The 24,690-nt window shown below is 60.0% G+C and carries 23 protein-coding genes and 1 tRNA gene; 17 read left to right on the forward strand and 7 right to left on the reverse strand.

Going from position 1 to position 24,690, the window contains the following annotated elements; genetic code table 11:
- Positions 1–125: 125 nt before the first annotated feature.
- The 4 genes from SPR01S_RS08245 to SPR01S_RS08260 all read left to right on the forward strand — a co-directional run bounded on the left by SPR01S_RS08245 (position 126) and on the right by SPR01S_RS08260 (position 4,205).
- Positions 126–1,130, forward strand: a complete 1,005-nt coding sequence (locus SPR01S_RS08245; RefSeq protein ID WP_066587952.1) for an alpha-ketoacid dehydrogenase subunit beta — start codon at positions 126–128, stop codon at positions 1,128–1,130.
- A gap of 5 nt (positions 1,131–1,135) precedes the next feature.
- Entirely contained in the window at positions 1,136–2,458 is a 1,323-nt protein-coding gene (locus SPR01S_RS08250; RefSeq protein WP_066587804.1) for a dihydrolipoamide acetyltransferase family protein, read from the forward strand.
- Positions 2,459–2,519: 61 nt separating this feature from the next.
- Positions 2,520–3,170 (forward strand): sulfotransferase family protein, encoded by a 651-nt coding sequence (locus tag SPR01S_RS08255; protein WP_066587955.1) that lies wholly within the window; start codon positions 2,520–2,522, stop codon positions 3,168–3,170.
- Positions 3,171–3,368: 198 nt separating this feature from the next.
- Positions 3,369–4,205: an EF-hand domain-containing protein gene (locus tag SPR01S_RS08260; protein ID WP_084251039.1), complete on the forward strand. Its 837-nt coding sequence runs from the start codon at positions 3,369–3,371 to the stop codon at positions 4,203–4,205.
- 28 nt (positions 4,206–4,233) lie between these two features.
- Here SPR01S_RS08260 and SPR01S_RS08265 read toward each other — a convergent pair whose 3' ends face one another.
- Positions 4,234–5,199, reverse strand: a complete 966-nt coding sequence (locus tag SPR01S_RS08265) for a hypothetical protein (protein WP_066587808.1) — start codon at positions 5,197–5,199, stop codon at positions 4,234–4,236.
- 119 nt (positions 5,200–5,318) lie between these two features.
- On the opposite strand from SPR01S_RS08265, the gene dapF reads away from it, so the two are divergent.
- Positions 5,319–6,269 carry a diaminopimelate epimerase gene (gene dapF, locus SPR01S_RS08270; RefSeq protein WP_066587958.1) on the forward strand — a complete coding sequence of 317 codons (951 nt, stop codon included), beginning with the start codon at positions 5,319–5,321 and terminating at the stop codon, positions 6,267–6,269.
- A 25-nt stretch (positions 6,270–6,294) separates the two neighbouring features.
- Here dapF and SPR01S_RS08275 read toward each other — a convergent pair whose 3' ends face one another.
- Positions 6,295–7,131 carry a DnaJ domain-containing protein gene (locus tag SPR01S_RS08275; RefSeq protein ID WP_066587810.1) on the reverse strand — a complete coding sequence of 279 codons (837 nt, stop codon included), beginning with the start codon at positions 7,129–7,131 and terminating at the stop codon, positions 6,295–6,297.
- Between the two features lie 288 nt (positions 7,132–7,419).
- On the opposite strand from SPR01S_RS08275, the gene SPR01S_RS08280 reads away from it, so the two are divergent.
- A complete protein-coding gene (locus SPR01S_RS08280) occupies positions 7,420–8,550 on the forward strand; it encodes an OmpA family protein (protein ID WP_066587811.1) in 1,131 nt (376 codons plus the stop codon).
- A gap of 482 nt (positions 8,551–9,032) precedes the next feature.
- Positions 9,033–10,334: a UDP-glucose dehydrogenase family protein gene (locus tag SPR01S_RS08285; protein WP_066587812.1), complete on the forward strand. Its 1,302-nt coding sequence runs from the start codon at positions 9,033–9,035 to the stop codon at positions 10,332–10,334.
- A gap of 220 nt (positions 10,335–10,554) precedes the next feature.
- On the opposite strand, the gene ygfZ is transcribed toward SPR01S_RS08285, so the two are convergent.
- Positions 10,555–11,277: a CAF17-like 4Fe-4S cluster assembly/insertion protein YgfZ gene (ygfZ, locus tag SPR01S_RS08290; protein ID WP_066587813.1), complete on the reverse strand. Its 723-nt coding sequence runs from the start codon at positions 11,275–11,277 to the stop codon at positions 10,555–10,557.
- Positions 11,278–11,354: 77 nt separating this feature from the next.
- On the opposite strand from ygfZ, the gene pyrC reads away from it, so the two are divergent.
- Positions 11,355–12,380 (forward strand): dihydroorotase, encoded by a 1,026-nt coding sequence (gene pyrC, locus SPR01S_RS08295; protein WP_066587815.1) that lies wholly within the window; start codon positions 11,355–11,357, stop codon positions 12,378–12,380.
- 152 nt (positions 12,381–12,532) lie between these two features.
- On the opposite strand, the gene SPR01S_RS08300 is transcribed toward pyrC, so the two are convergent.
- On the reverse strand, positions 12,533–13,282 hold the full coding sequence (locus tag SPR01S_RS08300; protein ID WP_066587961.1) for a DUF1134 domain-containing protein: 750 nt from the start codon (positions 13,280–13,282) through the stop codon (positions 12,533–12,535).
- 162 nt (positions 13,283–13,444) lie between these two features.
- Between SPR01S_RS08300 and SPR01S_RS08305 the strand changes: the two genes are divergently transcribed.
- The 4 genes from SPR01S_RS08305 to SPR01S_RS08320 all read left to right on the forward strand — a co-directional run bounded on the left by SPR01S_RS08305 (position 13,445) and on the right by SPR01S_RS08320 (position 17,049).
- Positions 13,445–13,534 (forward strand) — tRNA-Ser (locus tag SPR01S_RS08305).
- A gap of 152 nt (positions 13,535–13,686) precedes the next feature.
- Positions 13,687–14,700, forward strand: coding sequence for an HNH endonuclease (locus tag SPR01S_RS08310; protein WP_245661920.1), 1,014 nt, complete (start codon positions 13,687–13,689; stop codon positions 14,698–14,700).
- Positions 14,700–16,337 carry an RNA-directed DNA polymerase gene (locus tag SPR01S_RS21160; RefSeq protein WP_084251041.1) on the forward strand — a complete coding sequence of 546 codons (1,638 nt, stop codon included), beginning with the start codon at positions 14,700–14,702 and terminating at the stop codon, positions 16,335–16,337. The genes SPR01S_RS08310 and SPR01S_RS21160 overlap by 1 nt, the downstream gene beginning before the upstream one ends.
- 169 nt (positions 16,338–16,506) lie before the next feature.
- Positions 16,507–17,049 (forward strand): recombinase family protein, encoded by a 543-nt coding sequence (locus SPR01S_RS08320; protein WP_066587819.1) that lies wholly within the window; start codon positions 16,507–16,509, stop codon positions 17,047–17,049.
- On the opposite strand, the gene SPR01S_RS22165 is transcribed toward SPR01S_RS08320, so the two are convergent.
- On the reverse strand, positions 17,046–17,300 hold the full coding sequence (locus SPR01S_RS22165; RefSeq protein ID WP_066587824.1) for a helix-turn-helix domain-containing protein: 255 nt from the start codon (positions 17,298–17,300) through the stop codon (positions 17,046–17,048). The two genes, SPR01S_RS08320 and SPR01S_RS22165, sit on opposite strands and share 4 nt — an antisense overlap.
- 55 nt (positions 17,301–17,355) lie before the next feature.
- Between SPR01S_RS22165 and SPR01S_RS08330 the strand changes: the two genes are divergently transcribed.
- A complete protein-coding gene (locus SPR01S_RS08330; protein ID WP_066587828.1) occupies positions 17,356–17,769 on the forward strand; it encodes a hypothetical protein in 414 nt (137 codons plus the stop codon).
- 110 nt (positions 17,770–17,879) lie between these two features.
- Here SPR01S_RS08330 and SPR01S_RS08335 read toward each other — a convergent pair whose 3' ends face one another.
- Positions 17,880–18,536, reverse strand: a complete 657-nt coding sequence (locus tag SPR01S_RS08335) for a hypothetical protein (RefSeq protein ID WP_169803399.1) — start codon at positions 18,534–18,536, stop codon at positions 17,880–17,882.
- Positions 18,475–18,753, reverse strand: a complete 279-nt coding sequence (locus SPR01S_RS21495; RefSeq protein WP_157082068.1) for a hypothetical protein — start codon at positions 18,751–18,753, stop codon at positions 18,475–18,477. The genes SPR01S_RS08335 and SPR01S_RS21495 overlap by 62 nt, the downstream gene beginning before the upstream one ends.
- Positions 18,754–19,274: 521 nt before the next feature.
- Between SPR01S_RS21495 and SPR01S_RS21500 the strand changes: the two genes are divergently transcribed.
- The 4 genes from SPR01S_RS21500 (at position 19,275) to SPR01S_RS21510 (ending at position 24,682) form a co-directional block, all read left to right on the forward strand.
- Positions 19,275–19,502 (forward strand): hypothetical protein, encoded by a 228-nt coding sequence (locus SPR01S_RS21500; protein WP_157082069.1) that lies wholly within the window; start codon positions 19,275–19,277, stop codon positions 19,500–19,502.
- A gap of 50 nt (positions 19,503–19,552) precedes the next feature.
- Positions 19,553–21,310 (forward strand): hypothetical protein, encoded by a 1,758-nt coding sequence (locus SPR01S_RS21505; RefSeq protein ID WP_157082071.1) that lies wholly within the window; start codon positions 19,553–19,555, stop codon positions 21,308–21,310.
- 218 nt (positions 21,311–21,528) lie between these two features.
- On the forward strand, positions 21,529–24,039 hold the full coding sequence (locus tag SPR01S_RS08340) for an RHS repeat-associated core domain-containing protein (protein WP_169803400.1): 2,511 nt from the start codon (positions 21,529–21,531) through the stop codon (positions 24,037–24,039).
- A gap of 46 nt (positions 24,040–24,085) precedes the next feature.
- On the forward strand, positions 24,086–24,682 hold the full coding sequence (locus SPR01S_RS21510) for a hypothetical protein (protein ID WP_157082073.1): 597 nt from the start codon (positions 24,086–24,088) through the stop codon (positions 24,680–24,682).
- Positions 24,683–24,690 lie beyond the last annotated feature (8 nt).

Genomic DNA, 24,690 nt, shown 5'->3' on the forward strand with positions numbered 1-24,690 from the left:
AAGGGTGAGGGCGACGCGCCGACCTCGATCCTCACCCTTCCGGCGCTACGCGCCTCCCTCCCTCTCCCAAAGGGAGAGGGACTATGAGCGAGACCATGACGGCCGAATCCCAGACCACCACCCGCATGAACATGATCCAGGCGATCAACTCGGCGCTCGACGTTATGATGGCGCGCGACCCCGACGTGATCGTGATGGGCGAGGATGTCGGCTATTTCGGCGGCGTGTTCCGTGCGACCGCGGGGCTGCAGAAGAAATACGGCAAGACCCGCGTGTTCGACACGCCGATCACCGAATGCGGCATCGTCGGCGTCGCGGTCGGTATGGGCGCCTACGGGCTGCGGCCGGTCCCTGAGATCCAGTTCGCCGATTACATCTATCCCGCGCTCGACCAGCTGGTGTCCGAAGCCGCGAGGCTGCGTTATCGCTCGGCGGGCGAGTTCATCGCGCCGATGACGATCCGCTCGCCTTATGGCGGCGGCATTTTCGGCGGACAGACGCACTCGCAATCGCCCGAGGGCATCTTCACGCACGTCTCGGGCGTGAAGACGGTGATCCCGGCGACCCCCTACGACGCCAAGGGCCTGTTGATCGCGGCGATCGAGGACAACGACCCGACGATCTTCTTCGAGCCCAAGCGCATCTATAACGGCCCGTTCAACGGCCATTGGGATCGCCCGGCGGAGAATTGGTCGAAACATCCCGGCGGCGAGGTGCCGGAGGGCTATTACAAGGTGCCGCTCGGCAAGGCGAATTTGGTGCGCGCGGGCGAGGCGCTGACCATCCTGTGCTACGGCACGATGGTCCATGTCTGCCTGAAGGTGGTCGAGGAAGCCGGGGTCGATGCCGAGATTCTCGACCTGCGCACGCTCGTCCCGCTCGACATCGAGGCGATCGAGGAATCGGTCAAGAAGACCGGCCGCTGCATGATCGTGCACGAAGCGACGCGCACCTCGGGCTTCGGCGCCGAATTGTCGGCGCTCGTCCAGGAACGCTGTTTCTACCATCTCGAGGCGCCGATCGAACGCGTCACCGGGTTCGATACGCCATATCCCCACAGCCTCGAATGGGCCTATTTCCCGGGTCCCGTCCGCATCGGACAGGCGCTCAAAAAGATCTTGAAGGACTAATCCGCATGGCTCGGTTCGAATTCCGCTTGCCCGATATCGGCGAAGGCATTGCCGAGGCCGAAATCGTCGCCTGGCACGTGAAGGTCGGCGACACGGTCGAGGAGGACCAGCAGCTCGCAGACATGATGACCGACAAGGCCACGGTCGAGATGGAATCGCCGGTCGCTGGGACCGTCGTCAGCCTGGCGGGCGAGGTAGGCGATCAGGTTGCGATCGGGTCCACCTTGGTGGTGATCGAGGTCGAGGGGGAGGCGGGTGCCGAGCCCGAAACCAAGGCCGAGGAAGTCGCGGAAGAGATAGAGGCCGAGACGCCGGGCGCGGCGGATGCCGAGGGGGAAACGCTAGCGTATGAAGTCGACTCTCCCCTCCCGCTTGCGGGAGGGGCCGGGGGAGGGCGTGTCGCCACGCCCGCCGCCGCCATCGAAGAGACAAGCCCTCCCCTAACCCCTCCCGCAAGCGGGAGGGGAACTCCAATCCTCGCGTCTCCCGCCGTGCGCCAGCGCGCCAGAGAACTCGGTATCGACCTCGCCCAGGTAAAAGCCGACGGCGACCGTATCCGCCACGCCGATCTCGACGCCTTCCTGCGCTACGGCTCGGGCCAGGGTTACCACGCTCCGCATGCCAGCCGTGCCCGCGAAGACGAAACGATCAAGGTTATCGGCATGCGCCGCCGCATCGCCGAGAACATGCAGGCGGCCAAGCGCAACATCCCGCATTTCACCTATGTCGACGAGATCGACGTGACCGCGCTCGAGGAGATGCGTGCCGATCTCAACAACAATCGTGGCGGCCGCCCCAAGCTGACCATGTTGCCGTTCCTTATCGTCGCGATCTGCCGCACTTTGCCCGATTTTCCGATGCTCAACGCACGCTACGACGACGACGCCGGCGTGGTGACGCGTTCGGGCCGGGTCCATCTCGGCATGGCGACGCAGACCGATGCCGGGCTCACCGTGCCGGTGATTCGCGACGCGCAGGACAAGAACGTCTGGCAACTCGCGACCGAGATCACCCGGCTGGCCGAAGCCGCGCGCGCCAACAAGCTCAAGCCGGACGAGATGGGCGGCGGCACGATCACCGTGACTTCGCTCGGCCCGCTTGGTGGCATTGCTACCACCCCGGTCATCAACCGTCCCGAGGTCGCGATCATCGGTCCCAACAAGATCGTCGAGCGCCCGGTCTTCCGCGGCGACGATATCGTCCGCGCCAAGCTGATGAACCTGTCGATCAGCTGCGACCATCGCGTCGTCGATGGCTGGGATGCGGCGAGCTACGTCCAGCATTTGCGCAAATATCTCGAGACGCCCGTGCTGCTGTTCGCCGACTGAGGACTCGCCATTCCCCCGAAATGCGCGCATGCATGCCATGCGGGCATTGGAGGGGACGGCGATGGCGTTGCGGGTCATTGGCGCCGGGCTTGGACGCACCGGCACGCTCACGCTCAAGACGGCGCTCGAACAGCTAGGCTTCGCGCCGTGTCACCACATGGTCGAGGTGTTTGCGCACCCCGAACAACGGCATTTCTGGTTGCGCGCGGCGAAAGGCGAACAGGTCGACTGGGATGAGCTGTTCGGCGGCTATCGCGCGAGCGTCGATTGGCCTAGCGCGCATTTCTACGCCGAACTCGCCGAACGGTATCCGGACGCCAAAGTCATCCTGACGCGGCGCGATCCGGAGCGATGGTTCGAAAGCATGTCGGCGACGATCCTCAAGGCGATGGGCGCGTACGAAGGGGCCGCGCCCGACGATCACCCCATGCGCTTTGCCGACATCATCATCGCCGAAAAGACGTTCGGGCGCGATTTCAGCGCTGCCAACGTCATCGCCGCGTTCGAGCGGCACAATGCGGAGGTGCAGCGCGCAATCCCGCCCGAGCGGCTATTGGTGTTCGAAGCGGCGCAGGGTTGGGAACCGCTGTGCCGGTTTCTCGGCGTTGCCGCACCGGACGCGCCTTTTCCGCGAACCAATTCGCGCGAGGAGTTCTGGCAGCATACCGTGTCACCGGAGATGATCGCGCCGACCATCCCGGCCACCGGCTGATCGCCCATTGGCTTGTCGTCTACGACGTGGCACCCGATCATCTTCTGATGGGCTGGTCGTCGATTGGCGCGTGCGGCTCTGGTTCACGGTTGCCGGCGCCGACGCCGCCACGCCGGTAAGGCCGTAACGGACCGACACATTTGTGCGACAAACCCGGCCTAGCGTCGGACCCGCAGGGGTGCGGGCGGAGCGAGCGCGATGGGTTTCTTTCTCGGATTGATGTTGGTGGCCGGCGCGCAGGCGGCCGCGCCGCCTCCCGTGCGGCCCCTGGCTGGGAGCTTGCCCCCTGAGGACAAGCGTGCCGCCCCGCAAGAGCGTCCACGTGGGCGGTTGTTCATCAGTCCGATGGGCGAGCCCTTTCGCGGCCCCGATCCGGTGGGCATGTGGTTCGACGGCGCCGATGCCAATCACGACGGCGTGTTGACGCTCGCCGAGTTCACCGCCGACGCGGACCGGTTCTTCCAGCGGCTCGATCGCGGGCATGACGGTGAGATCGACCCCGACGATATCGACTATTACGAAACCGTGCTCGCGCCCGAGATTCGGACCGGCGGCGAGGGAGGCATGGCGGCCGGCCGGCCAGGCGGCGGTGCGCGTCGAGGCGGCGGCCGACGTGGCGGCGGCGGTGGCGGTGGCGGTGGGGGCCGCGGCGGCGGCCGCATGGGCGGCGGGGGTGGCGGCGAAGGCCCGTCGGGCAGCAGCGATTCGCAACCGCGTTATGCCGACGTCAAACGCGGCGCCGCGCGTTTCTCGTTCTTCGATTATCCCGAGCCGGTCACCGTCGCCGATACCAATTTCAATCGTGGCGTGGATTCCAGAGAGTTCCGCGACGCCGCGGCCGATCGCTTCGCGATGCTCGACGCCAACCATGACGGCAAGATCACCCGCGCCGAGCTTCCTAAATTGAGCGCGCCGGCGGTCGGCCAGTTCGGCGGCAAGGGCAAGAGGGGAACTGGCAAACGTGGCTGGCGCGGCGACGGCGCCGGCAATGACTCGCCCCCGGCGGACAAGGATGGCGGCGACTCCGCACCCTGATTTACCGAGCGGCGATAGGTCGGAAGCGCTAGCGGGCGTCGAGCAATCCGGTTTCGGTCATCTTGCGGCGCGCGTCGGCGACCAGGGCAGTCTGCTCCCTGGCCGCATCGTTCCAATCGGTGATCGTCCGGTTGAACATGCCGATATCGCCCTGATTGTAGAACATGAACTGGCTGCCCATCGCCTTCCAGCGATGGGTCGCGAGGAAGGTGCACAACCTGCCGCCGATCTCGAGTTGCCGGCGCTGCAATTCGCTCGACCGCCGCATGTTGCTCAGGTTGATGTTCAGGCCTTTGTCGAACGCCTTGACCAACTCTCTTCGCGTCGCTTCGTCCGCGACGAATACGCCGAGCCGCGTGTGCACCCGCGCGATCGCTGCGGTGACGCGGCGATCCGACTGGTCGATTTTCGGTTCGACGCGAACGAACCGCGCGCAATCCTTGAGCATCGCCGGCGTGTTGCTGACCATATATGCGTCGTGGAGCCGGTCCATGCCCATTACCTGGAACATCGCCTCGCGCTGGTGCCGCTCGGACGTCATGTCGCGGAGGAAGTCGAACATCGTTCGCGTGATCGGGCCGGCCGCCATGCCTGGTGGCAGGCGAGGCTCACCCGTCTCGTCGATGCGGATCCGCCGGACGTTGGCGGCGTCGATTCGCAACGCGATATTGGCAAAGGCGATCGCGCCGGCAACGATGAGCAGGGCGATGCCCCACAGGACCGCCGCCACGCCGATCTTCCAACCGGTCGTTGCGTGGCGAAGCGTCAGAAACCACGCGCCGCCCCAGACCAGCGCCGCCAAGATCGTCGCCGCCGCCAGCGCGCCCGCGCGGTGCGTGGACATATCGAACGGGGACAGGTTGATCGCGACGATCGCGATCAGCAGGATCGCGCCTGCGCCCGCCAGCATCGCGATCCACGGACGGCCATCGGATTGCTCGAGCGCCGCTTCCCACTCGTCGAGACCGTCGTCTCGCCATGCCGACGATATCATGTGCAGCCCCCTCTTTCCCCGTCGTCACCATGTCGTGCCTCGTGGCGGGCGACAAGGGCGCGCGCTGCCTGGGCAAGCGATGGTTTGAACCGCGCGCGCGACGGCGCTACAGCGCGGCGATGCGGTTCGCGTTCGTCAAATGCCATGGCTCGGGCAACGATTTCCCGATGATCGACGCGCGCGCCATCGACTTGCCGGACGCCGCCTGGGCCGGGATCGCGCAGGCGCTGGCCGATCGGCGGGGGCCCGTCGGCGGCGACGGATTGCTGCTGCTGACCGCGGGCGATGCGCGGCACGATTTCGGTTTCCGCATGTTCAACAGCGACGGATCGGAAGCCGAGACCTGCCTCAACGGGCTGCGCTGCGTCGCGCGTGCCGGGTTCGAAGCGCTGGGGATCGACCACGCGCACGTCCATCTCAAGACCTCGGTGGTCGAGGTGACGCGCGACCCTGATCTCGCGCCTGGCGTGGTGACGATTCGCGAGCTGGCCGGTCCGGCATCGCTCGACATCGCCCAATGGCCGATGGCGATCGGCCGGCAACAGAATGTCCAGATGGCGATTCCCGGACTGCCCAGCGCCCGGCCGTTCACTGCGGTCTCCATTCCCAACCCGCATCTGATCGCGTTCGTCGACGCGGTCGACGAACAGGAACTCGTGGGCGTCGGTCAGGTATGCGAATCGGCGCCCGCCTGGCTACCCAACCGCGCCAATGTCAGCTTCGTCGAAACGCGGCCGGGCGGGTTGTTCGTGCGCACCTTCGAACGCGGTGTCGGACTGACCGACAGTTGCGGCAGCGCGATGGCCGCGTCGACCTTCGCCGCCTGCCTGACCGATCGCGCGCGCTTCGATAGCGAAATCACCGTCTGGAATGCGGGCGGATTGATCAAGGCCTGTGCCGATCCCGACGGCATGGTCCGGCTATCGGGCAATGCCACCTACGAATGGGAAGGATCGGCGGAGGTCGATCTCGACCGCGCTTTGGCCGGCGAGCTCGTCGTGACCCGGCATTTCAACGACGAGATCGCGGCCTGGGCGAGCGTAGCCGACCACGCGATCGCGGCATCTTGATCCGTCTCAGGCGAGCGTTGACGGGTTAACGACCTTTGGAGTGTGAGGCGGTTCGGCGAATCTGCGCGCGAATTTGCCCGAGGCGTGCCGCCGCGGCGGCAGTCGGGATGCCGAGTCGGACGTAGCGCCCCGCCGATGCCGCCGTGTCGCGCCCGGCAGCGATATCGAACGCCGCACAGAAATCGTCCGATTCCCAACGCGACAGGTCGATCGCGCGCTGGGCGCAGGCTCGGCTGTAGGCCGCGACGCCGCTTCTGCCGTCACGCCGAACGACGCGGCCATATTGGCGGATGGCAAGGCGGACGGTCGCGCCGTCGATCCGCAGAGCGGCGACCGGTGCCGGGATGGGCGACGATGGCGATATCGGGACAGCCGGACTCGCGACAGCGCCGTTGGCGCCGAATCCGGCGGGCGTGAGCAGGCGCCGGACCTGATGGAAGCTCGACCGTGCGAAGCTCGCGGCTGACCCGCCGTCGCCGCCGGGCAACATCGCGGCGACCTGTCCGGGCACCCCGGGCAAGGTGATCGCGACCGCGGGCAAGCCGACAAAGGCGAGGATCAGCGCCAGCGTAGTGCCGGCGCCACGCCGTGGCGGCATCGGATAGGGCGATGCCCAACCGGGCCGCGTCTCGTCAGCGGGCGGTGCGGCCCGTTCCAGGTCATAGGCGATGCGGCGGTTGCTATTGCCCAGCACCGCCCAGGCCGCGTTGAACGCCCGCGTGCGCTCGGCGGCGTCGGGCACGTCATGCGCCGTGTCGGGATGGTATTTGCGCAACAATGCCTTCCACGCGGCGCGGATCACCGCCTGGTCCGCGTCGGGTGTTACGCCGAGCATCGCATAATAATCGGGCGCTGCCGCCATAACCGATATCTGCGCCTAAATGGCGACATCGGCAAGCGTGAGAAGAGCGGCCCATTCCGGCCCGATCGCGCCCTTGGTGCCGTCCGTTGCGAGCAACGAGCGAATGATGGCCGCGCTGCTCTTCCGACCTGCCGGTACATGGACGGCGAAGCCCCGAACCGGCGGAAAACCGGGTGAAAGTGTTGCTTCGCCGCCACAGCGGATCAGCTTTGTTTCGCTTGCGTGGAAACGAACCTTTGAGTAGGGAGTTTGCGCTGTCCGTAGTGACAACCGTGAAAGGGGATACAGATGCGCAAGCTTGCCATTGCCGTGGCGCTCGCTTCAACCGCACTTGCGACGCCCGCGCTTGCGCGCGATAAGGCGTGGTATGTTGGCGTCGAAGGCGGCGCGATGATTGTCGAAGACATTCACTTCGATATTGGTGCCACTCCAGACGCCATGAAGATCGACCATAACTACGGTTATGATGTCGGTGGTATGGTGGGTTACGATTTCGGCATGTTCCGGGTCGAAACCGAAGTTTCGTACAAGTCTGCCAATGTCGACGCGATCAGCTCGAGCCTTCGTATCCCGGCGTATAACAGCGCTGGCGCTCTGGTTCAGTCGAACGCCGGCAGCTATGGCTATGCCGGTGGCAAGACCACCGCGCTGAGCTTCATGCTGAACGGCATGCTCGACTTCGGCGACGATGATGGCCTGCAGGGCTTCGTCGGCGGCGGTGTCGGTGTCGCTCGCGTCAAGGCCGACAAGTACGCGCTCAACACGTACGGCTCGTTCCTCGACGATTCGGACACGGTGTTCGCATGGCAGGCGATCGCGGGTATCCGCGCTCCGCTGACCAGCCATATCGACGCGACGCTGAAGTATCGCTTCTTCAACGCCGAGAACGTCAAGCTGGTCGACGTGACCGGCCGCACGCTGGACGGACGTTTCCGTACGCACAGCATCCTGGGCGGCTTCACCTACAACTTCGGCGAACCGCCGGCTCCGCCGCCCCCGCCGCCTCCGCCGCCGCCGCCTCCGCCGCCGCCGGAACCGCCTGCGCCGCCGCCTCCGCCGGCCGTGGTCTGCTCGCCGGGACCGTTCATCGTGTTCTTCGAGTGGGACAAGTCGGATATCACGCCGGAAGCGGCGTCGATCCTCGACAACGCGATCAGCCAGTATGCGAACTGCGGCAACGCCCAGGTCATGCTCGCCGGTCACGCGGACCGTTCGGGTTCGGCCAAGTACAACGTGGGTCTCTCGCAGCGTCGTGCCGACTCGGTGAAGGCTTATATGGTCGCCCATTCGGTTCCGGATGGTGTCATCAGCGAGCAGGCGTTCGGCGAGAGCCGTCCGCGTGTCGAGACCGCCGATGGCGTCCGCGAGGTCCAGAACCGTCGCGTGGAGATCACTTACGGTCCCTCTTCGGGTCAGTAAGTCTCCAACGACTGAAAAGATTTGGGGAGGTCGGTTCGCCGGCCTCCCTTTTTCTTTGTGCGCAGTAGGCGGAAATAGCGCTGCTGTTTCCACCTGCCTGCGCACACGGCCGGCCGGCGTGAAAACGCCCGACCGACGAGGCGGCTTTGCCGCGGCGCAACTTCCGCGTTTTTGTTCGCGCGGAAGGCTCCTTGTTCATGCGAAGGCGCGAAGATGGTTCGCGTAGAGGCGCAGAGGACACGGAACAACGAGCTCCGGCGATCATCGCCAGCTATGTATGCTTGACCGAGGGCTATCCGCTAATCGGGGTCCCTTCGCGCCTCTGCGTGATGATCCCTTCTCTCCGCACCTTTGCGTGAATCATCGTTCCGACCGACGCCGGCGCTCTTCGATCGTACTGGAAAAACCCCGTCCTTGCGGTAGAGCGGACGGATCACGATCTGGCGGTCTGCCGGACATGTCGTCAGCACCGAGGGACTAGAATGAAAATCACGATGATCGGATCGGGCTATGTCGGCCTGGTATCGGGAGCCTGTTTTTCCGATTTCGGCCACGACGTGGTCTGCGTCGACAAGGATGCGAGCAAGATCGAGGCGCTCCATGCCGGCCGCATGCCGATCTACGAGCCCGGCCTCGACCAGCTCGTCGCGACCAATGTCGCCGCCGGACGCCTGACCTTCACGACCGATCTCGCCGCCGCGGTGGCAGGCGCCGATGCCATCTTTATCGCGGTGGGGACGCCGTCGCGTCGCGGCGATGGCCATGCCGATCTTACTTATGTGTTCGAGGCGACCAAGGAGATCGCCGCCGCTGTCACCGGTCCCACCGTCGTCGTCACCAAGTCGACCGTGCCGGTCGGCACCGGCGACCGCGTCGAGGAGATCCTGCGCGAGGAACGCCCGGACATCGACATCGCGGTCGTCTCCAATCCCGAATTCCTGCGCGAGGGCGCGGCGATCGGCGACTTCAAACGTCCCGACCGTATCGTCATCGGCAGCGAGGATGCGCGCGCGCGCGAAGTGATGCGCGAGGTCTATCGTCCGCTCTATCTCAACGAGAGTCCGATCCTGTTCGTCAGCCGGCGCACGTCCGAGCTGATCAAATACGCGGCGAATGCGTTCCTCGCGACCAAGATCACCTTCATCAACGAGATCGCCGATCTGTGCGAAGCGGTGGGCGCGAACGTCCAGGACGTGTCGCGCGGCATCGGGCTCGACAATCGTATCGGCGCCAAGTTCCTCCATGCCGGCCCGGGCTATGGCGGGTCGTGCTTCCCCAAGGACACGCTGGCGCTGCTCAAGACCGCCGAGGATCATGAGAGCCCGGTGTACATCGTCGAGGCGGTGGTGAAGGTCAACGACAGCCGCAAGCGCGCGATGGGGCGCAAGGTGCTGCACGCGCTGGGCGACGAGCCGCGCGGCAAGACGGTCGCGGTGCTGGGGCTGACGTTCAAGCCCAATACCGACGACATGCGCGACGCGCCCAGCCTGGCGGTGGTGCAGAGCCTGCAGGACGCCGGCGTCACCGTCCGTGCGTTCGACCCGGAAGGGATGGAGGCGGCCAAGGCGATGATGCCCGACGTCGTCTTCTGCAAGGACGCCTATGAGGCCGCGGCGGGCGCCGATGCGGTGACGATCGTGACCGAATGGGACACGTTCCGCGCGCTCGATCTGCGACGGCTGGCAAGCGTGATGACCGCGCCGGTGATGGTCGATCTACGCAACGTCTATCGGCCTGATGATGTTCGCAAACTCGGCTTCGCTTATTCGTCGGTCGGTCGCTGAATGGCGGGCGGGGCTCGCCAATCAAATATTTTCACGCGAAGGCGCTAAGGCGCAAAGAGGTTTCGCGCAGAGGCGCAGAGAACGCAGAAATTTTTATGGAGCCTCGCATCGCGAGGCTCAACAATCTGCCGCTGCAACGGTCCCTTGCCCGCGCTCCAGAGCGAAAACACCTATGCGCTCTTCGCGCCTTAGCGCCTTAGCGTGAACCAAATCTATCGCGTCACGCGGCAGCCAGCGCCGTTGCCAGCCAAGGCGGCACGGTCGCATCTCCCAGCGCCTCGACCCGGCGCAGCTCGACCATCAGGCCGAGATCGGGATAGACCGCGCGCGTCCGCTCGCCCGCGGGTGCGATCGGCGCGACCACCAGCCGCCGGTTGACCTTGGCGCGATAATGCATCCGCGCGGTGTTCTCCTGCCCGACATAACAGCCCTTGGCGAAGCTGACGCCGTTGAGCTCGGCGGCATTCGCCTCCAGCCACAGGGTCTTGTCCTGGCCAAGTTCGGCGACACCCTCGGTCACGCCGAGCGACAAGCGATGCTCGCGCCATCCACGCGCCGGCTCGCCCGGCATTCCCAGCCAGCGCCGGCCCAGTTCCGGCAGGCGCGAGTCGGGTACACCAAGAGCGCCGTCGCGCGCCCAGTGCACCGCGCCCGCGACGCGCTCGATCGTGATCGGCCGCCGCAGCCGGTACATCGTCAGCCGCCGCATCAGCGCGTCGGCTTCGGCCGCCTCGCAATCGATCAGCACCGATTCGCCGTCCGCCCAGAGCAGGAAGTCGAACAGCGCCTTGCCCTGGGGCGTCAGCAGACCCGACCAGCGCGGCGCGGCGGCGTCGAGGGTCAGCACGTCCTGCGTCACCAGTCCTTGCAGGAAATCGCGCACGCCGTCGCCGGCCAGACGGATCAGTGCGCGGTCGTCCAGCATGGTTCCAGTGTCGCTCATGAAGCCAAACTAGTGCGCGTGCGGTCGAATCCAAGCCATGCTGGCGGATCGCGGCGCACGATTGTAGGGCGGTCGCCATGACCGATCGCCTGACCATCCGCCGCCCCGACGACTGGCATGTCCATCTGCGCGACGGCGCAATGCTGGAGGCGGTAGTCTCGCAGACCGCGCGCCAGTTCGCGCGCGCCATCGTGATGCCCAACCTCACGCCTCCGGTCACGACGGTCGCCGCGGCCGAAGCCTATCGCGCGCGCATCCTCGCCGCCTTGCCCGCCGACGGCGACTTCAGGCCGTTGATGACCTGTTATCTGACCGACGGCGCCGATCCGACGGAGATCGCGCGCGGGCACGAATCGGGCGCGTTCACCGCGTGCAAGCTCTATCCCGCGCACGCGACGACCAATTCCGCGCATGGCGTCACCGATATTCGCGCGCTCGGCCCAGTGCTCGATACGATGCAGCGGATCGGCATGCCGCTGCTGATCCATGGCGAGGTCACCGATCGCGACGTCGACATCTTCGATCGCGAGGCGGTGTTCATCGAGCGCACGCTGGCGCCCTTGGTGCGCGATTTCCCGGATCTAAAGATCGTGCTCGAACACATCACCACCGCGGAGGCCGCCGCGTTCGTCGCCGATGCCGGTCCGCTGGTGGCGGCGACGATCACGCCCCAGCACCTCCACCTCAACCGCAACGCGCTGTTCGACGGCGGACTACGGCCGCATGCCTACTGCCTGCCGGTGATCAAGCGCGAGCGCCATCGCCTCGCGGTGCGCGCGGCCGCGGTGTCGGGCTCGCCCAAATTCTTCCTCGGCACCGACAGCGCGCCGCACGCGGTCGAGCGCAAGGAAATGGATTGCGGCTGCGCAGGCATTTTCAACGCGCCGTTCGCGCTCGAAAGCTATGTCGCGGTGTTCGAGGAGGAAGGCGCGCTCGATAAGTTCGAAGGCTTTGCGTCCGAGCATGGCCCGCGGTTTTACGGATTACCGCTCAACGAGGGGACGGTCACCTTGGAGCGCAAGCCAGTCGAGGTACCGGCGCGGGTGGCGGGGCTGGTGCCGTTCCATGCCGGCGAGACGCTGGGCTGGCGGTTGGCGGAATAAATTCCTCCCCGTTCCGGGGAGGATTTGCTGGGGCGAGGTTGGGTCTTTTCGCGCCTGACGCGGGCAAAGCCCGCGTCGTCGGTCGGCGCGTCTGCGCCGCCGGCCGGGCCGATGCGAGTCTGCGGGCGAGGCGCCCGCAGCCGCATTCGGACTTAAAACGGCATCCACTTCGATTTGTGGGTGAACTTCATGTACCCGGCATTGATCCCGGCGCGCCAGCCGACGCCGAGCCGGATCGGGATCAGCACGATGTTGCCGCGCCTGAGGTACGTCGCCGAGAAACCGCCGACGAAATAGAGCCGACCTTCGCCGCCCGGGAAGCGCTTGTAGATGTCCTCGGTGTCGTAGAGATTATAGACCAGCACGAACACCTTGGTGGCGTCGCCGCCGACGTCGAACCCGACCGAGGGCCCCGTCCAATAGATTTTCTGGCTGCCCGCTACCTTGTGGCTGAGCGTGCCCGAGCCGTAGCGCAGCCCGACGACGAACGCGCCCGATGCCTCGCGCCCTGCGATATAGGCGTTGGGTCGGCCCTGACTCTTCAGGGTCTTTTCTACGATCTCCGCCAGGCCCTTGGCACCCTTGCCGAACACGCCTTCGGCAGCGTCGAGCACGTCGTCGTCGGCGTAGGTCGGACCGGTGGTCGGCGGAACCGGCGGTGGGGTAGTGTTGGCGGTGGTCGTGGCCGTCTCGTCCTGCGGAGCCGGAGCTTCGTCATAGGCCGGCACGCTCGGACTGGCGGGCGGTGGCGTGTAGGGCGCGGGCTGTGGCGCTGGCGACGGCGATCGTTGCAGGTCGCCATCGATCGCCTTGTTGGGATCGATCGTGGTCACCTGCGCGGCGACCGGCGCGGTGATCGTCAGCATCGCCGACGAAAGAATAGTCAATAAACGGCGCATCATCGCCCCCGACCCCAACCCATACATGCCGCACGCTAAGCCCGGCGAAGATTGCCCGGCAATGAACGCAGCGGCGATCCGAGTCTATTCCGCGCTCGGCCGAGTCGAAACCCCCGGTTGATCACCTAGGGGACGCTCGCTATAGGCCCCCATTCTGCTGCAGCCGGAGACGTGGGTGAGTGGCTGAAACCAACGCTTTGCTAAAGCGTCATACGGGAAACCGTATCGAGGGTTCGAATCCCTCCGTCTCCGCCAGGGTGTTCCATAAGCCTTTGTTTATAAAGACAAAATGGAAGATGCCACGCGCTCGACCAACATTTAAACCCACATTCTTTTGAGCCATTTTGAACAGGGTTGTGCTGGCCTTGGGCACAGCCACTGCCCATAACCGGTAATTCGGAGGGGCTATGGCGCTACGTGACATTACACGCGAGGGCGTACTGACCGCGATTCGTGAGTATGATCGAATTGGAGAGAAGCGCTTTTTCGAAAAGTACGGCTTCGAATCTGCGACTAAATATTGGCTGATACGCAACGGACAGCGCTATGCCTCCAAAGCGGTAGCGAACGTCGCTCAGGCGCTGGGTATGGGGCGGCCTTATTCCCACGATATCCGTATCGGGGGCGGCGAACAGACTGTCGTACGCCGCCTTCGGGAGCTGGGATTTGAAGTGCCCAGCCCGGACAATATTCCGAGCCGAAACCCGACCTGGAGCCGCGACGAACTTATACTCGCGCTCGACCTCTACATGACCAGCCCGGCAAGCCCACCGGGCAAAGGTAGCAAAGCCGTTGCGGAGCTTTCCGACCTCCTAAACCGATTGCACCGGCTGAACGGGAGTTCGGCTAACGAGACGCTGCGGAACACAAATGGTGTCTATCTGAAAATGATGAACCTCCGTTCCTTAGACCCTCAATTCACCACGCAGGGCAAGGTGGGAATGACGGCAGGAGGTAAGCTCGAAAAGGTAGTTTGGGCAGAATATTTCGGCCGTCGCGCGTTGCTTGCGGCTGATGCTGATGCGATCCGTCAGGCGATCGTGAGCGCGGAGGGGCTATCAGGGACGCAATCAGGCGATGAAGAATATGAAGGCGCAGAGGGAGGGATCATTCTCCGCCTCCACAGGTCGCGCGAGCGAGACGCAAAGCTGATTGCCAAGAAAAAACAGCAAGCGAAGGCAGCGGGTAATCTCGCGTGCGAGGTATGCGATTTTGATTTTGCCGAGAAATACGGCGAATTAGGCTTGGGCTATATCGAAGTGCATCACATCAACCAAGTAGCATTGATGATGCCGGGGGCTATCACGAAGCTATCTGATTTGGTGTTACTATGCGCCAATTGTCACCGTATGGCCCACCGGAGGCGTTTGCCGCTTTCTTTGGATGACCTACGGCTGGCGTTGTTATCGAAGGCTATCTGATGGCAGATATTAAGATTGGTGAGCCGTTTGGCATGGAGGCCAGCGCGCTCGCGAACATCGACTTCGATCTTTCGATCAAGCGCATTCTTAACGATGTGAAGACAGACTTCATTTATGCGCCGCATCTAAACCTAATATATTCGCGCGCGGCGGATGCCCTCAAGGCTGCCGTCATTGAAGACATTAAGGCAGGGCAGTTCGCGCCTGGCATCCCCTTGTCGATAGAAGTGCCGAAATCATTTCGAATTCCCGTGGAATCCACAAAGCGGCTCGGTCCAGCGTATTCCCGGCCCGGCAGCATTCTTCTGCCAAAAGATCGGGTACTTTATCAGGCCCTCGCTGACAAATCGACAGATGTGATCGGGAAGGCTCTAGATGGAACCCGTTCGTTCAGCCACCAGTTGGCCGAAGATGGTAGTGCTGCGATGTTCATCCCAACTCGGACATGCTGGAATGATCTTCAAAATTCACTAGCCACAAATACGCAAGTTGAAACGGTAAATTACGTTCTAAAAATTGATATCGCTAATTATTTTGGGTCGATAAATCTCCATACCCTTATAAACGTTCTTAATGACTCCGGTTTTCAGAAAGCTTATTCGTCGAGGCTTGAAGCGTTGCTTACAAGTTTTACTGGAGAACGAAGTTCAAGGGGAATTCTACAGGGAGTATATTCGTCGGATTTGTTTGGTAACTTCTACATGGCCCCGATAGATCGCATTCTAAAGGACATGGGCGTTCCTTCTTCGCGATATGTAGACGATTTGTACATATTTGTTGATTCTGTCGATCATGCAGATAGAATTCTACGCGATCTAATACCGGCACTTCGTAGTTATGATCTTTCATTGAATGAAAACAAATGCAAGATCATGCCCAAAAACGTTCTCCATGCAATGGAGCCGGACTTGGATTCTCTTTTTCAAGCCGCTGTTGAGGAAATAGCGGCACAGATCGATGACGAAGATTTTGATGCTGACTACGGCTTCCAATCCGAGTGGGAATCCGAAGACGACGAAGATGGTGAGGGCAGCGAGGAAGACGAAGAAGCCACGCCAATCGAACTGGCGGCCACAATTTCGCTCTTTAATTCGCTCGATCAGTATCCTGGCCAAGAGGAAAACGTCGAGCGGTTTTGCCTTCCTCTCTTCTCGAAGGCTGGTTCCGATCACGCCGTTGACCACGTTAAAGATGCTTTTCGAAAGCGTCCTGCGATGGCGCAGATATATTCGTCCTATCTGGCTAAATTCCTGTACGATAGCGACCTTCGGGCATTCGTAGGTTCCTTAGTGGCGGACGCCGCCTTGGCCGACTGGCAGAAGATGTGGACCGTCGCCGCGCTTATGCAAGCTCCGGACCCAACCGATGACGAAGTGAAAATCGTTTTAGATATTGCTCGCGATGGAACCCGCCACGATGCGTTGCGCGCAGTTGCAGCGTATTTCGTGGGCCGATTCGGCGATCACGCTAGGCGACAGAGCCTTCGCGCGCTTTATCCTCAAGTATCGAACTACGTTCAGGTGGCAATATACGCCACTTCGAGATTCTGGCAGGGCGTAGAGCGGGCGAACGCGAAGGCGACGTGGGCAGGGCATGGGCCGCTACACTCACTCCTGACGATTGCGATGAAGAAATAGGCGGAGCCCCCTTCCTGGCTCACTAGACCCGAGACTCTGCTAAATATGTCCAATACAGTATACCCATAAGGAACAGCAGCAAGAGTCAGAATAAGTGTTCCAATAGGGTTGACTCGTGATATTTGGGACGGTAGTCGGGAAAGGTCTAGAGGCTATTGGGACAGAATCGATGGCAATGGTTATCGGCTACGCTCGGGTGAGCAGCGACGATCAAGATTGTTCGGTACAGGAAGCGGCACTAGCGGCGGCGGGTTGCACTATCATCCGATCTGAAAAGAAGTCGGGCACAACCACTGCCGGACGTGACGAACTCGAAACCGTGCTTTCGTTCGTTCGCGAAGGCGATACCTTAATGGTGACCCGTATCGACCGCCTTGCGCGTTCGGTCGGCGATCTAGAACGGATCGTGGCTGTCCTAAAGTCGAAGGGTGCTTTCCTTCGTGCAACGGAACAACCGATCGATACCTCGACTCCCGCTGGCGTGGCGTTCCTTCAAATGCTTGGCGTATTTGCTCAGTTCGAAACGGCAATCCGGCGGGAACGGCAAATGGAAGGCATCGTCCGGGCGAAGGCGGCGGGCGTTTACAAGGGGCGCAAGCCATCCGTGCCGGTTGACGAGGTTAGGCGGCTCCATGGGGAAGGTGTGCGACCGACCGATATTGCCAAGCAGTTGAAGATTGGTCGGGGGAGCGTCTACCGAGCGCTGGCCTAGTCCGGGACATTCGTAATTAGGATCGCTGGATCGAGTCCAAGTGCCCGGGCAACGTCCACAAACTCGACAGCATCAAGCCTACGCTCGCCCAATTCGTATCGTGAAACGAATTGTTGGTGGCGACCGAGTTTGTTCGCCAACCCGTCCTGGCTCCAACCCAACGCCTTTCGAGTAGCGACTAGGATGCCGACGAGCGCCCTATAGCGTTGGTCTCCAAAGCCCTTGTCTGTCGCTGTCTTTCGGGCCGCCATAGCCCGCCTGTTCGGCTGGCTTGCATTTTACACAAAAACTGTGTGAACTGACCCGATGGCCGCCTTGCTCATCGTCGCACTTCTAATGGCCCCGGTCGCCAATCCGGCGGACGGTCCAACTGACTCAAAGGCCGGGATGAAAGAGTGCCTAGCTCGCCTCAGCCTTGATGACCTCATTTCCGACGGCGACGGCGTGACGAAATGCTTGCGCGAGTACGGTGGGAACGGCCCGAAAGATGATTTGGAGAACGTTGACCCCATCGCCAAAAAGGTGGCCGATGACGAGGCCGAAAAATATTCAATTGCCTCTACAGCCGATAATTACGATCCCAATGCCGTTTGCGTACAAGCCGCGCTAACGGCACGCGCCTACCTCGATGCGAAGATGCCGGTTGCCTACGATCGATGGAAGGCGACCGAACGGCGAAGGTGCGCGGAGGCTGACCGCACCGCACGGGCTCGAAACTGACACCCGAAGTCTTAGAAAATTCGAGTCGTTGCCATACCATCCGATTCACAGTGCAAGACCGGATTTCAGCTAAGCTCACACGTGACTTGGGCGCACGTCGCCGATGATGGTCACAGCTTTATAGTCGCGCTTGCTTTGTCCCTAGGACCGCGATTCACCTGCGCATCGTCTCGCCACATGATCCGGAAATCGATCATTTTTATATTTAACGTGACGCCATCAGGTCCGGACTCGACATTCGCCGAGGTCCAGTTTGTCTCGAAGGGCAGCGTTTCGCCGCCAGTGCGCTTAACAGGCTCGATCAACGACCAATTATATGCCCCCGCAGACCCTTCGGTCGGTTTGCCATATTTGGCGGTGAGCTTCGACTCTAGCGACCGCAGAAACACATCATCCACGGCAAACTTGCCAAGCGGTTGGGAGGAATCGACCCGATAGATGTGGCCAAGCTTGGTGAGCCCGAAGTCGTAATCGATGCCATCTTTCTTGGTTTGATAATCATCCCAAGCAATGCGCGTCAAAGGAGACAACTTTTTCGCGTCACGAATGTCCATCCCAAGAGCAAAGCCGCCAATGTCGCGGGCCTTCGTCGCCGACCTAACGCCTGTTGGCTCGCCCTGAACGCTCGCGATGGCGCCCCATTCCACGAACGCAATTGAGGCGATTGCAAAGGTGGTTGCTATTGTTCGCAACTTCCCGGCCCTCTTATCGTGGATCGCCGCCGTCAGAGCGAGCCTCCACAGCCCTTTCGTCGTCAATCTCTTCAATGGCTCCCTGTAAGCAGTCGGCAACATTGGGATAGCCTTTGGTGCGATAAGATTGCTCGCATCCACGAGTGGTTTTGACGGCCCAATCGAGCGCTGCTTTCTCTTTTCGATCCCCACCAAATCCCCATCCAAAAAGTAGGCCTAAGCCGAGGAAAAGAATGCCAACCCATGTGGCGGAGCCGTTATCCGGCTCGGTGTCACCCATGTCGGTATTCATTGACCACCCCTCCCGGCATGCTGCTTAGCAGAGAGCGCGATATTTCAGAATGAACTTGCGCCGGTCATTCGTCGGTAGCAGCCTTCGCGCTCCAATAAGGAGGAAGGCCGATGTATCGTTTCGCTCTTGTCCTAGCTGCCGTCGCTTTGGTCGCGTCACCCTCAATCGCCGCGAACCGTTGCCGTGATGCCAAGGGTCATTTCATCAAATGCCCGCCACCCAAGGCGGCACCCATTGCGAAGAAGTGTCGGGGCGCCGGGGGCAAGTTCGTAAAATGTGGAGCGCCAGGAGCTAAGCCCGCGTAGGGCGTAGGGAGCCGGTGGCGCGGTCCCCCAACACCCGCGTCACCGGTGTTCTTGTGTCAGCATCTGAACCGGCTCAACGACTGCTTCCCACACCGTTGATTGGGCATCGCAAATGCACCGAAATGAACCTAAATCTCCCGCCAACCAAATGATCGTCATTGCAATGTTGGGATCTGAGGAACACTTTGACCCTGTATAGAGTCAAAGGGATATATCATGAGTCGATTGATAACGGCGCTGGCTGTCTGTGCCGGTTCGTCCGTACTCGCGATAGTGGCTTCAGGAATGGCGAGCGCGTCCGAGACGGTGAACTACACCTATGACGCCAAAGGACGGCTGATACAGGTCGCGCATTCTGGCACCGTTAACAACAACGTTGTGGCCAATTACAGCTTTGATAAGGCAGATAATCGCGTCAATGTAAATGTTGCAGGCGCTCCGTGAATTGTGAAGGCTTGGTTATCCTTTTAGAGCTCTGATAATTGAGGTCTTAGATGTCCATAATTCGTTTATACGGTACTTCATCTTTCTTGTCTCTATTCTTGGCGTTTCTGCCTGCTACAGCTTATGCGCAAATTGCGGTGCCGGAATTCAAAATGGTGAACAGCGAGCACGCAAACATTCTCACTTCGGCTGATTTTAACCTTTACGCTCCGACGATGGATATAACAGAGACCGTTCTCACGATTGATGGTAGTGAGGGTCAGGTTGTGTTTACTAGGTATCTGCCAAAAATCGCTCCTTGGAGAAATAATTACAAAGATGACCTCAATTCTTCCGACGTATCTAATGTGTGGGTCATATTGGACAATAAGCTGCATATCTTCTCCGGAATGTACCCTTCCTTAGTTATAAATGGAGTAAGTTATATAGGTGACGGGAAAGGGAACGGCCTAACCGTATATAATGATAACGGTATTGGTATTTGGAAATACGTTGATAAGGACGGAGCAGTTACTTTATTTCCTGCAAATACAGGAACTTCAGATAACTATCCCACATCTACGCAATATCCGTCCGGATTAATAAGATCCTATTACTATAAAACAACCGGAGCTGGAATTCGTCTACAGTCGGTGACGCAGAATGACGGGACGATCGTGAAGTTTGTATATGACACTGATGACGCATCAAATGTTGCGAGTTGGCAGCACGTGGCGTCGGTCTCCCTGATAAACCAAGCGTACGCCTATTGTGATCCTACCGCAGACCATTGCTCATTTCCCCAGAGCGACTGGCCGACAGCAACATTTAGCGGGCCTTCAACGGATGTTGCGCCTAGTGGTCAAACGGTTATCGAGACCTCTACGACCAACACTGGTTTTTCCCGGAGCTATAAGGTCGACTCTTCTGGTAGGGTAATCGGCACATCTAATGTCACACCTTATGCGGAGCATTACACCATTTCGTATGTCGGACCTTACTATAAGGTTTCTAGCATTAGCAATAATAAGGGTGACACCAGAACGTTTACAGTCAATACTGCTAACCCCAACGACACGGTAGCAGCTGTTGCGTCGAACTTTCTTGGTGCCAGTGAGTATTATCACTTCGAAAGTAGTGGCGGCGGAGAGATGCCGACCAAGGTCATTGATGCCTTAGGTCGTACCACATTATACCAGTGGCAGTTTCCAGACAATCATATTACCAAAATTACTTATCCTGAAAACAGCGCCGTTTCGTACCAATATGATACGCGATTTAACGTGATATCTAAAACAACTTCGCCTAAGCCGGGCATGACGGCGGCTAGCATCTTGGAAACGGCGAACTACGACACGAACTGTGTCAATATAAACACGTGTAATAAGCCGAACTTCTACGTCGACGCTAAGGGTGCGAGGACTGACTGGACTTATACTTCTTATGGCATGAAGGCGAGCGAGCTCGATCCTCCAGCTACGGCGGGCGGTCCTCGGCGCTTAAAGCTATATTCGTATGCACAAAAATCAGCCTACGTATTGAACGCGCAAGGTGTGATAGTTTCGACCGGGCAACCCATATGGAAGCTAACCGGCGAAACCGATTGTCAAACGGTCGCCGGTAGTAACGCGTTATCCTGCGATGCTAACGGTCCTCGTGAAGATGTGACCTATCTGTATGGCGCTGATGGCACGCCAGACAATTTAATGCTGCATGGCAAACAAGTTTCCGCTGGCGGCGAAAGTCATCTGACTTGCTATAAATATGACCGGTGGCGACGCGTGATTAGTGAGACTTCTCCCAACGCCCAACTCTCGGTGTGCTCATGATCGGCCCGCTCCACGTGCGAGCTTGCGCTGGTGCTCTCGCTCTGCTCATGGTGCTGCCCGCAGCGGCGGTCGCCCAAACTTCGCCAGCCCCTTTCACTACCGGTCATCGCTACGATATGCAGGGCCGAGAAACCGGGACGATATGGGCGGATCCAGACGGGGCCACCGGGCCGATACACTACCGCGCAGTCCGCAAAACCTACAATACGGCTGGTTTCTTGATCAAGATTGAGAACGGCGAGCTAGCGAACTGGCAATCCGAAACGGTCGTTCCCTCCGCGTGGCCCGGGTATACCGTGTTCGATCAAACAGACGTTCAATATGATGATATCGGCCACGAGACGCTCGAAATAACGTCTGCGGCGGGCACTGCCTATAAAGCTACGCAATATAGTTACGATGCTGTTGGTCGGCGAGTCTGCACTGCGGTACGGATGAATCCCGCCACCTTTGGCGCCCTTCCCGATGCTTGTAGCCTTGCCGCGCAAGGATCTCAGGGGCCTGATCGCATCACGAAGAATTTTTACGACGCGGCTGGGCAACTGCTCACCGTTCAAAAGGCAGTTGGGACAACCGATCAATCGAATGAGGTGGCCTACACGTATACGCCCAACGGCAAAGTATGGACCGTCACTGATGCTAATGGAAACAAAGCGACTTTTTCATATGACGGGTTCGACAGATTAGTTGCTTGGGCCTTTCCATCTAAAACGTCTGTTGGGAGTTCGGCATTTTGCACGCTAGGGACCGTCAGCGAAACCACGGAGGCTTTTGCAGCTGTCGGTGGCGGGACCGTAAATGTCGCTGTCGTCGGGCCATCGGAGGCACGAACAGCTGGAGACGATTGCGAGAAGTACGCTTACGATCGCAATGGAAACCGCGCGAAACTGATGAAGCGCGACGGCAATGTCCTTCGCTACACCTATGACAGCCGCAACGAGCTCACCGTTAAGGATATCCCGGGTGGTACCACCGGGGACGTCGATTATGGTTACGATGCGCGTGGATTGGAAACTTCGGCGCGCTTCGTTTCGACCGGCTTAGGGATCGCCAATGTATACGACGGATTCGAGCGGCTCACGAGCACGACGAACGATATGGGGCTTAATCCGCTTACGTTGAGCTATAAGTACGATGCTGATGGCAACCGTATCCGCATAACGCATCCCGATGGCACGTATTTTACGTACGATTACGACGGGATCGATCGAGCAACGACGATCAAGGCGAATGGCGCCTCGACAATCGCAACGATCAGCTATGACAATCAGGGCCGCCGTCTGGGTGATACGCGGAGTGGGGCTAGCACGTCCTACGGTTATGATTCGGTATCGCGACTCGCTAGCCTATCGAACGACCTGGCGGGCACGGCCGGCGATCTGACGAGCACATTTGGCTACAATCCTGCCGGCCAGATCGTGACGAAGACAAGATCGAACGATGCCTACGCATTCACGGGATATGTCAGTGTTTCTCGGCCCTACACCGTCAACGGCCTCAATCAATATGCTACAGCCGGCAGCGCGACCTTCACCTATGACGATAACGGCAACCTAACTGGCGACGGCACTAACACCTACACCTATGATGTCGAGAATAGGATGGTCAGCGCGACGGTGGCCGCCGGCACGGCGCAGCTGATCTACGATCCGCTGGGGCGCCTTTGGCACTTCGTTCGACCGGCTGCCACCAACGGCTCAGCGTGGGAGTACCTTTATGACGGTGACAAAATTGTTACGCGCTATAACGCCGCGTTCAGCGCGTCCGGTGCCCCAGTATTGGGGCTGCACGATCGCTTTGTCTTCGGACCGAACCCCGACGAACCGCTGATTTGGTATCTTACCGGTGACATTAGCAACCCAATAGGGCTGCAGAGTGACTATCAAGGTTCGATCGTCTCAGCCGCAGATCCCGCTGGCAACCTCAAAGGCACTTTTGGCTATGACGAATACGGCATCCAGAGCTCGACGTTCCCCATTAATCCGCCGATATTTGGTTATACCGGCCAGTTATATCTAAACGCGATCGGGCTCAATTATTACAAGGCCCGAATGTACTCTCCGACGCTCGGACGATTCATGCAGACCGATCCGATCGGCTACAAAGATCAGACCAATCTCTATGAATATGTGGGGAATGATCCGATCGACGGACGAGACCCTAGCGGACTGATGGAGGGCGATGCCGATCAGACGGGCGGTCCCAAGCCCGTGCCGGTCGACCAGATCCAAGAATATTTACCACCTGGCGCGCTTGCCGGCGCACCGGCTGCCAATACCGCTTCTAAAGATACTAGCTTGTGGCAAAAGATTGCTACTCGCGCGTTCATACGAAATGCTGCCAGAAGAGGGGTGGCTCGAGCTTGGGCCATAGAGCGGAAGCTCGTAATGGCTAGGGGTTTTGGCACCCGTAACTGGACCCGTGCGCAGATAAAGGAATTGATTGCAACCGGCCGAGTCAAAGGCTTTGAAGCGCACCATATCAACACCGTGAACGGGAACCCGATCGAGAGCGCCGAGAACCCCAACAACATCAGATTCGTGTCGGAAGAAGAGCATGTTGATATTCATAGAGCAAATGGGGGTACGCGTGTTCCTATTACGGGGGAGCCGCCAATCAATCGCACCGGGATGCTAGAGGCAGCCGAGGCGGCCGAAGCGGCCGAGATGGAAGCTCAAGAGATGAGCCTCTTAACAGCTGCAGTGTCGCTCATGGAAGAGGAAGAGTAGCAGAGTTGGGTGCTACTCCTGCACCGTATAGATTTTGGAATTAGACATGACTTCGGCAATTGTTACTAAAATCGAGTCATTGATTAAAGGCCATTCGCCAGATTTCTCGGGTGAAGGCCGGAGATTTTACGGAAAATTGCCGACGGGCATCCTCGCATATTATCACTATCTATTTCCACCAGCCGAAACCATATTTTTGGAATCATATAAAGGCTTGCGGGATATGTTGAGGAATTACCTTCCTGTTCTGGAATTTTCCAATGGGGTATCGCTGTACGATAAGTGTCTATCCATTTATGGAATTGGGGATCTGCTCTCTAGGAGTTTAAATCCAGCTGAAATGGTAGCATTCAGCTTCGAGCGAGAGAACATTCTCTTTTTAAATGGCAATAAGGCGGCTCCAAATGCTACGGTCGGCACTATAGATTTGTCGATAAGATATCAAATCGAATTGGATGAGAATGCTTGCTGTATACTGCGGGGGGAGGACGGATTTTCAAGACTCTTCGTTGATCTTGATGAGGGTATAACGACAGTATTGTCCTATTTCGAACGACAGCTTTCCTTTTGTACGGACGTGACCGATCAGCGAATTGCTCGGATCGAGGGGATGCTACGAGAACACGCCGAATCGGTTAATTGAGCAAAACG

Origin of the sequence: Sphingomonas pruni NBRC 15498 (genome assembly GCF_001598455.1) — a bacterium.
In the GTDB taxonomy this organism is placed as follows: Bacteria; Pseudomonadota; Alphaproteobacteria; order Sphingomonadales; family Sphingomonadaceae; genus Sphingomonas; species Sphingomonas pruni.